5 protein-coding genes and 1 pseudogene are annotated in these 5,380 nt (G+C 46.0%); 3 read left to right on the plus strand and 3 right to left on the minus strand.

All coding sequences use genetic code 11. The features are described from left to right. Positions 1-200: 200 nt before the first annotated feature. A pseudogene (locus O9324_RS11920) lies at positions 201-494 on the plus strand (zinc ribbon domain-containing protein); the annotation flags it as partial. Between the two features lie 107 nt (positions 495-601). Here O9324_RS11920 and O9324_RS11925 read toward each other — a convergent pair. Then, on the minus strand, positions 602-2,500 hold the full coding sequence (locus tag O9324_RS11925; protein WP_288140295.1) for an NAD(P)H-quinone oxidoreductase subunit F: 1,899 nt from the start codon (positions 2,498-2,500) through the stop codon (positions 602-604). A 310-nt stretch (positions 2,501-2,810) separates the two neighbouring features. Beyond that, the gene (locus O9324_RS11930) at positions 2,811-3,494 is read right to left on the minus strand and encodes a PHP domain-containing protein (protein WP_002766631.1); all 684 of its coding nucleotides are present in this window, start codon (positions 3,492-3,494) and stop codon (positions 2,811-2,813) included. Between the two features lie 33 nt (positions 3,495-3,527). Here O9324_RS11930 and O9324_RS11935 point away from each other — a divergent pair, with 33 nt between their 5' ends. Beyond that, positions 3,528-3,674, plus strand: a complete 147-nt coding sequence (locus tag O9324_RS11935; protein ID WP_288140296.1) for a hypothetical protein — start codon at positions 3,528-3,530, stop codon at positions 3,672-3,674. 500 nt (positions 3,675-4,174) lie between these two features. Beyond that, complete coding sequence (locus O9324_RS27485; protein WP_502846582.1) at positions 4,175-4,879, plus strand: PEP-CTERM sorting domain-containing protein; 705 nt, start codon at positions 4,175-4,177, stop codon at positions 4,877-4,879. A gap of 164 nt (positions 4,880-5,043) precedes the next feature. On the opposite strand, the gene O9324_RS11950 is transcribed toward O9324_RS27485, so the two are convergent. Further along, positions 5,044-5,361: a DUF3067 family protein gene (locus O9324_RS11950; protein WP_002766634.1), complete on the minus strand. Its 318-nt coding sequence runs from the start codon at positions 5,359-5,361 to the stop codon at positions 5,044-5,046. Positions 5,362-5,380: the final 19 nt, after the last annotated feature.

The following is a 5,380-nucleotide window of genomic DNA, read 5'->3' on the forward strand; positions in this document are numbered from 1 at the left end:
CATAATAAATATTGGCAGAGGATTAAATATTAGTTATTGTGACTAACTCTTTTGATTAGAAAAAGATAAACTTGAGAATCTTCGGTCAAATTTATTGACTCAAAATCAGCTATACTTAATTTAAATGAAACAGCCCTACCCCGATGTCGGGGGGGCCGGGGGGGGGTCGGGGGCCGGGGGGTTGGGGGTTGGGGGGTTGACAATTAGCCTATAAATGCCGTTGGTACGGAAGAAATTACCTCGAAATAGATAGATGGTTTCCTAGTTCTAAAAGGTGTAGTAATTGCGGGCATATTGTTGAAAAAATGCCGTTAAATGTTCGAGAGTGGGACTGTGGGACACACCATGACCGAGATATTAACGCTAGTAAAAACATTTTGGCCGCAGGGCCTGCGGTGTCAGTCCGGGTCGCGACTATAAGACCAGAACAGAGTAAATCTGTTAAGGCAGGTGCGGAACCCCGCAAGGGAAAGAAGCAGAAACCTAAATCGTGAGGTTTGGGAATCGCCGTCCGTTTTACGGCGGCGAGGATGTCAAGTTCACCCCGCTGCTTTCCCTCCCTAGTCCGCGCCAAGAAGACTAGGGAGCGATACACAGAGGTTCAATGAGTCAACAGGGATGACCAATAATCAGTTATCAGTGACCATTGACCGTTTAATAAGAGCCAGATTAATCCCCCTATTCCCAAAAGAATAGTCAAGACATAAAACTGTGATTGACCAGAAACATTATACTTTAAGGCGCTGCCGCTAAAAATCGTCACTAAACTGACTAAATTAACCAGACCATCAATAATATAACGATCGAGCCAAGCGGTAATTTTTGATAGGCTTCCCACCGCTAAAACCACGGTAAACTGATAGATGCGATCGAGATAGAAGTCATAAGCGAACAAATCTTGCAGGAATCGCAGGATTAACCCAGTCGGTCTGGCCCAAGCTCGTCTTAACTCTACCGTTAACCCGATAACTAGGCCAATTACTCCAGAGGCCATCAACAAGGGAAAACCCCAGACAATAGTAAAACTCTGGTTATTAAGGAGAGGATTGGTGAAAGATAGCCAAAAATCCCAACGTAGGGGAATAATCGGGGTCAATAAAGCGATTAAAATCAATGCTACCATAGGCAAAGCCATCGGCCAAGCCACTTCCGGGGTGCGATGGGTTTTACTTTGGGTTTGTCCCAAAAAGACTAAACGAAAGACCCGAGTAAGATTGATAATGCTAAGACAATTAACAAAGATTAAAACCGCTAATAACCACCAAGGAATCGCCCATTCGCCACTTAACCACTTTTTTAACGTCCAAAACATCCCTAGGGGCATTAAAACCGTCATCCCCGCGGAACCCCCTAGAAAAGCCGTGGTTGTAGCCGGCATTCTTGCCCAAATTCCCCCCATTTCCGTGATATTTTGGTTACTGGTGGTGAGAATTAATGCCCCTGCGCTCATAAATAATAAAGCTTTTGCGATCGCATGGGAGAATAAAATTAGTAAAGCGATATCCACATGACCTAATCCCACCGCAATAAAGACCAAACCGAGATAGGCACTGGTGGAGTGGCATAAAACCCGTTTAATATCAATTTGGGATAGGGCCATCAGAGAAGTCCCGATTGCCGTCATTGTCCCCAACACTATTAAAACATTGGCCGCGATCGGAGATAGGGTAAACACTGGCTGCAGCTTAATTAAAACATAGGCCCCGGCCGAAACCACGATCGAATTCCGCATGATTCCGGCTGGATTTGGTCCCTCCATCGCCTCATCTAGCCACAAATTCAGGGGAAATTGGGCGCATTTACCCGTTGGACCAGCAATAAGGGCTAATCCTAACAAAGTCGCCGTCAGAGGCGGTACAGGGTTATTTACTGCCCAATTTTCTAACTGAGAAAAACTCAATCCTTCTCCGTAACTGGACAGAGCCACCAAACCCATCAATAAAATAATATCGCCGACGCGCTTGGTTAAAAAGGCATCTCGGGCCGCGGTTACTACCAAAGGTTGGGCATACCAAAAACCGACGAGGAGATAGGTAGAGACCGTTAACATCTCTAGGAAAGCGTAACTGAACAGTAGGGAGTCACTCAGGGCAATTCCCCCCAAAGCTGCCTCAAAAAAGCCCATTAAGCCATAAAATCTTGCCAAAGACCAATCCTTTTCCATGTAGCCAAGGGCATAGATTTGGGCCAGGAGACTGATGAGGGTAATCAGTTCCAGCGTCCCCAAACTAACGGGAGAAAGTTCGATCGAAAGGGATAAACTAAGATCGGCCACTTTGACCCATTCAAAAGTCAGTTTAATCGTCTCTCGATGCCAAATTTGATTAAAAGCGATCGTTCCGTGTATTAACCCTAATACGGTCATCAATAGGTTAATATAAGCGGCCGGCCGCGGACCGGTGCGACTAATAATGCCTAAAGACCAAGGCAAGGTTAAAATCGAACCAATTAAGCCATAAATGGGAATTAACCAGCAAGTGTCAAGGAATAAATCTTTCATTCAGGGGATTAAATGTTAGGGTGTTGGGGTGTTGGGGTGTTGGGGTGTTGGGGTGTTAGGGTGTTGGGGTGTTGGGGTGTTGGGGTGTTAGGGTGTTGGGGTGTTGGGGTGTTAGGGTGTTATGGTGTTAGGGTGTTAGGGTGTTAGTTGAAATTCCCCATTTCCCCACTTCCTCACTTCCTCACTTCCCCACTTCCCCACTTCCCCACTTCCCCACTTCCCTGTTTTTGGCTACAAAAAACCAACACTCGATCGAGAAAGGATCGAGTTTAGTCAATTTAGGTATTTTACCGTTAATCCTGCGATCAGGCTAAATGCGCTGTAATAAAGATTTACCGTGGGAATCGGTGCTACAGGTGGCAAATAATTGATATTGACGACTCAGAGCGAGCGCTTGTTCGGTTTCCCGTTGACTCGGTAGCCAGGGTTTGGGATTGCCGTAGGCATAAAAAGCCTCAATACCATCAATACCCAATTCTACCGCCGCCGCTACTAAATCGGCCGCAGGACGATGGTAACGAAAGGGATGGGCCAGAACCACTAAAGCCCCCGCTTGCTGTAAACTGTTAATGACTCTAGAGGCCAAAGCGAAATCTCCTTCTGGTTTGGCTCTTTGCAGATAGGGAGTCAAAACGGTATGAGTAGGATCGAAACCATAGCCAAGAATATGCACTTCTGTGTCTAAGAGATTCGCCGTAATTTCTACCCCTGTCCAGAGATGGGGTAGAGAACCCTTTAAATGCCGATTTTCTAGCCAAATTTGGGCTTGTCGATAACCTTCGATCGAGTGATGATCGGTAATTGCCAATCCTTTTAGTCCGATGTCTAACGCTTGTCTCATCAAGTCTTGGGGACTCATTTGACCATCGGAGCAATGGGTGTGAAGATGGAAATTGTAATGGTGGGGACAACTATCATAGCCAATATTTGCCCACACCGCTTTCAGCGCGAGGGTATCTTGAGCTAGGGGTGGAATTGTAGCAGAAACGACCATGCAGTATTGAGGAACTTTCCCAAAGATTACAAATTGTTAACAATCAGCATAGCAAATACCCAAAAAAATTGGGTAGCTGCTGTCACCAGTAATACTAAATCCTGTTTCAAAGGTATGGGGAAGTGGGGAAGTAGGGAAGTGGGGAAATGGGGAAATGGGGGAATGGGGAATTTCAACTAAAACCCTAACACCCTAACACCCTAACACCCTAACACCCCACACCCCACACCCTGCCCCCAGGAAAAACTTTTTGCCGCAAACCCTAACTAGAAAAACTTTTAGTCTTGACATAATATTAGGTCGAGGTCTAATGATCTGCGTTTTAGCTTACCTGTGACCATAAATACTTCCTTGACCGCTTCAAATCACACAAGTCTTTAGATAAGGGCTGTACGATAACCGAAGTAGATTGCATTGTTGCGATTGCGTTATGCTTCTAGTAGTTGGGTAGGGTGCGTTAGGCAATCCCTTGTTTTTAGGGCAAAAATCAAGCTCTGAATATTGCCGTAACGCACCACAAAGAAAGGTTTTTGGTGAGTTACGCTAACGCACCCTACTGGGGAGCATCTCACTTTCTTTTCATTTCAATAACTTGACATTTCATCTGTCCAAGGTTATAAATATACTAGAGTGCGTAGTATCCGTACTTTGCCCTAATAAAAAGTAACAAACCACTTAAAATGATCACAAACATCTCTAAACGAGTAACTACCGGCGCTCTTGCCATCGCTGGCAGCGTTGCCGCTTTCGGCTTTGCCAATACTGCCCCCGTCCAGGCGCAGGCGCTTTGTCCTCTACCATTGGGACAACTGTTTTCTGGTTTCACGTCTGCTCCTTGCCGAGTGGGAGACAAGCTTTTCACATTCCTCGCCTCCAGTCCAACGTCTGGGGCTATAGATAACGGGGTTCTTCTCATAGATCAAATCTTGTCACCGACTATAGACAGACACACCTTCAACTACAGACCAACTCCCGCTCTGACCCAAGCCGGAGGTACTTTCATCATAGATTACACGGTCGAGATCCTTGATCCGGCGAAGATGTTCCAATATTTCAGTATTGGTTATGATGCAACTGGCGCAGGTAACTCGGGTATCTTTACGGAGAAGACGGTTTGGTCAGATAGTATCAATGGGTCGGCGTTAATCGGAACTTCGACGGCTACGACCGCGTCGGGTGCTTCTGGTGCCATGGTTCCAGTTCCGTCCGGTATCACGAAACTCTTCGTCAGAGACACTTACCAGGTCAATTCTCCCACCGGTTCCCTTAACAGTGTCACCAACGACTTCACACAAATGCCAAAAGTTAAAGTTCCCGAACCTTCTGCTATCCTCGGTATCTTAGCCGTTGCTGGTATTGGCGCTTTCTCTCGTCGCAAGAGCTAGTCACTGCCATTAAATCAAAAGCAAGCGTTAAGGTTAAGCTTAACGCCTTTTTTTGTGTCTAGACAGGGGGAAGTGGGGAGTCTGAGCATTTGTACTAAAATTTCCAATACGCATTTCAAATGCAAGTTTAACAATACCACTGATAACTGATCACTGATAACTGATCACTGATCACTGAGCAGCCATTCCGATGCCCTTTCACCTAGATCTAGGGCCAGACTAACCGCTTTACCGAGACGGGGACGCTCGCGGGTTTCGCGGATAAAAGCTTGAAATTGACTAAAACCACCCCATTCGTGGAGATAATTAGCGATCGCATTGAGATGTTCCAGATATTCAGACTCGGAGAGGGGAAAAGAAGCTTGTTCGAGATATTTCCACATTACCTGGACATGAACCTTATCTTTGATGCGTCGCAGCTGGATATCGTAGGAACGACCCCATTTTTCTAGTAATAATTGCTGTAAGTCCACACCCGTCATGGTTGCTATCGCTTCTCAG

It is taken from the genome of Microcystis sp. LE19-84.1B (assembly GCF_027531875.1).
Taxonomy (GTDB): Bacteria; Cyanobacteriota; Cyanobacteriia; order Cyanobacteriales; family Microcystaceae; genus Microcystis; species Microcystis panniformis.